At 44.7% G+C, this 2,555-nt stretch carries 2 protein-coding genes; both read right to left on the bottom strand.

All coding sequences use genetic code 11. From position 1 onward, the window contains the following. Positions 1-97: 97 nt before the first annotated feature. Complete coding sequence (gene istB, locus EZ449_RS22365) at positions 98-847, bottom strand: IS21-like element helper ATPase IstB (protein ID WP_131563100.1); 750 nt, start codon at positions 845-847, stop codon at positions 98-100. A gap of 3 nt (positions 848-850) precedes the next feature. Next, the gene (gene istA / locus EZ449_RS22370; protein ID WP_165499838.1) at positions 851-2,365 is read right to left on the bottom strand and encodes an IS21 family transposase; all 1,515 of its coding nucleotides are present in this window, start codon (positions 2,363-2,365) and stop codon (positions 851-853) included. Positions 2,366-2,555 lie beyond the last annotated feature (190 nt).

Consider the following 2,555-nt stretch of genomic DNA (forward strand, 5'->3'; position numbering starts at 1 on the left):
TGTAATCGGGAAATAACACTGCACAAGAATTGGCAATTAAGAGTGCACAGAAAACGGCAACAAGTGTGCACAGTTTTACAAAGCTAATCTTCTGGTCCTAACTTGCAAATATTGTTTTCCTATTTTCCATTCTGTAAGATTTTCCCGCAAGACTGATTACCTCACACCGGAATAGAAGCCTGTCCAGCAGAGCTGTGGCCAGCACCTCATCATCCAGCATTTTGGCCCAGTCAGCAGGCATTTTGTTGGTGGTGATAATAAATGAGGTGCTTTCATAAAGTTGGTTTACGAAGTTAAAAAGATTCACTGCCTGTGCCTTTTCTACCGGGAAGAGCATAATGTCATCGATAACAATAAGGTTTGCCCTTGCCATACGCTTGTACTCTGCCATAGCTGTCCTACTGAACTCCTTCATTCTCAGCATTGTCATGATATCCTCCATCGTTCTGAAGTAGGCCCTGTAGCCTTTTTCAATTGCATCAGCACAGAGTCCTGCTGCGAGAAATGATTTTCCGGTCCCCGAGGGACCCATTAACATGATGTTAAAAAGCTGATCCATCCACCCCAGTTCCCTGAGGGTATTCATCTTTTGACTGGTAAGACCACTTTCGCTTCTTTCCTCATAGTCGTTCAGGCAGGATTTCAATGGCAGGTTCGCCGTCTTTAGTTGCCTTTCCCTTGCCTGCCTATCCCTGTGTTCAGCCTCTTTTTCAAAAAGCCTCATCAAAAAACTAGCATAGCTGAGCTGGGAGGCCTCAGCCTGTTTCACAGTCTCATTAATGGTCGATGCCATTCCCATTATCTTGTAACGTCGGCAATACTGGTCAATCTGTTCGTTCTGGTTCATTCCTTAATTGATTATTGGGTTCATTATTGAATTGTAGTCACTGATGTTGCTGGTGAGCGGCTGGATGAGGGCCATTATTGATGACCCACCGCTCAATGGATTGATCGCAGAGGTCTGTATGCTTTCCTCCGGTGGCGCTTTTTGGAAGGTCTCCAGGATCTTGCTGAGATCATTTACACTGTTTATTCCCTTTTGATTGCAGAAATCAAGTACTCGATTGATAGTTTCCGTATCAATATCCCTGATCAATTTAAGCAGAAGAAGCAACTGGTCCCTGAGATAGCGCGGCTTGTCCCTCTTGATCGATTCTATAAACTTATCCAGACCTTCTTTTTCACAGGGGTAGTTATGCAGCTTGGAGATGAGTTCGTTGGTCGCGATACTGGCATCCCTTTTATGTCCCGTCTTCAAGACTTTTTTACCTGTGCCTATGGGTATCTGGTGGCGGCACAACTCTTTCTTGTCCTTATCAGACAGCACGAGTTCATTTCCCTGATTTTGTGCAGATACGGAGGTTCCCCTTCCGGTATAGGTTCCCAGGGGAAGGGAATAAAAGTTGCTCTTCCATGAAATGGTATTATCCTTCCTTACCGTATATAATGAGATGGGAAGATCAGGTATCATTACCGGGTAGTAGGGAGTCAATAAGTGCTGCTCAATGATCCACTCATCAATTGGAGGCCTTTTTGTGGATCCATGCTCAAGCTTGTTTGCCGTTCTCGCCAGCCAGCCTATTGCATCAGTGTTGAGTGCGGACAGGTCATGAAAGGTGCGGTTATAGAGAAAGTTCTGCTTCACATACTTGACGACATTCTCAATCTTTCCCTTACTCTCCGGATCAGACTTTCGACAGAAATGGTACTGAAAGGCCCGATCCCTTACATAGTTCTTAAACTGGGTGGTCAGGATAATATCGCCACTGTTCTCACTGCTGATGAAGACCTTGTCCTGATCGTAAACAACTTCCGTAGGAATGCCCTTGATAAAGCTGAAGGCAAGTTCATGGGCCTCAATGGCAGTTCTGGTAGTATAGGGCCTGGCGCTGAAGTTTACATACTTGTACCTCGATCTGGAAAGGACCATGGTAAAAAAGTAAACCTTGAGCCGCTTGCCGTTGCTTGACCGGATATTATATTCACCGAAGTCCACCTGGGCCTGAAGGCCAAAGGGAGTTTCATCAACAGCGGAATAATCCCTAATGGCAGGTTCATATGGCAGATTGTATTTACTGCGTATCCACTTGACGAAATTGTAGATCGTCTTCTGGTTTACCCTTGGGAATTCATCATGCCTCTCTTTGAGAAGATCATGAACCTGGGCAGAGGAGGTATCACGGAAAGAGACCAGGCGATCACATACAAAGGTTTCATATGGCAGAAGTATTTTCTGACGGCAACTTTGAGTCCTGACAAAGGCGTCAAACTCCCCGTCATCCATCTCAAGGTACTTTTTTACCGTTCTGCGGTTACAGTTCAGCGCCTTGCTGATCTTTGAAGCTGAACGTCCGGCAAGGGACATTCGCTTAATTTCATAATACATCATAAATTTGTTCAAGAATGCGTGCATATTCATCAGTTGTCGTAAGCCGATGAAGGTCGTATTAAACGGTGGGGTTTAATTATCCTACCGTTTTTTTTGTGCACTCTTGTTGCCGTTTTTGGTGTATTCTTATTTGCCGATTTCTGTGCAGATTAACTTACTGATTACA

Origin of the sequence: Pedobacter frigidisoli (genome assembly GCF_004331675.1) — a bacterium.
Taxonomy (GTDB): Bacteria; Bacteroidota; Bacteroidia; order Sphingobacteriales; family Sphingobacteriaceae; genus Pedobacter; species Pedobacter frigidisoli.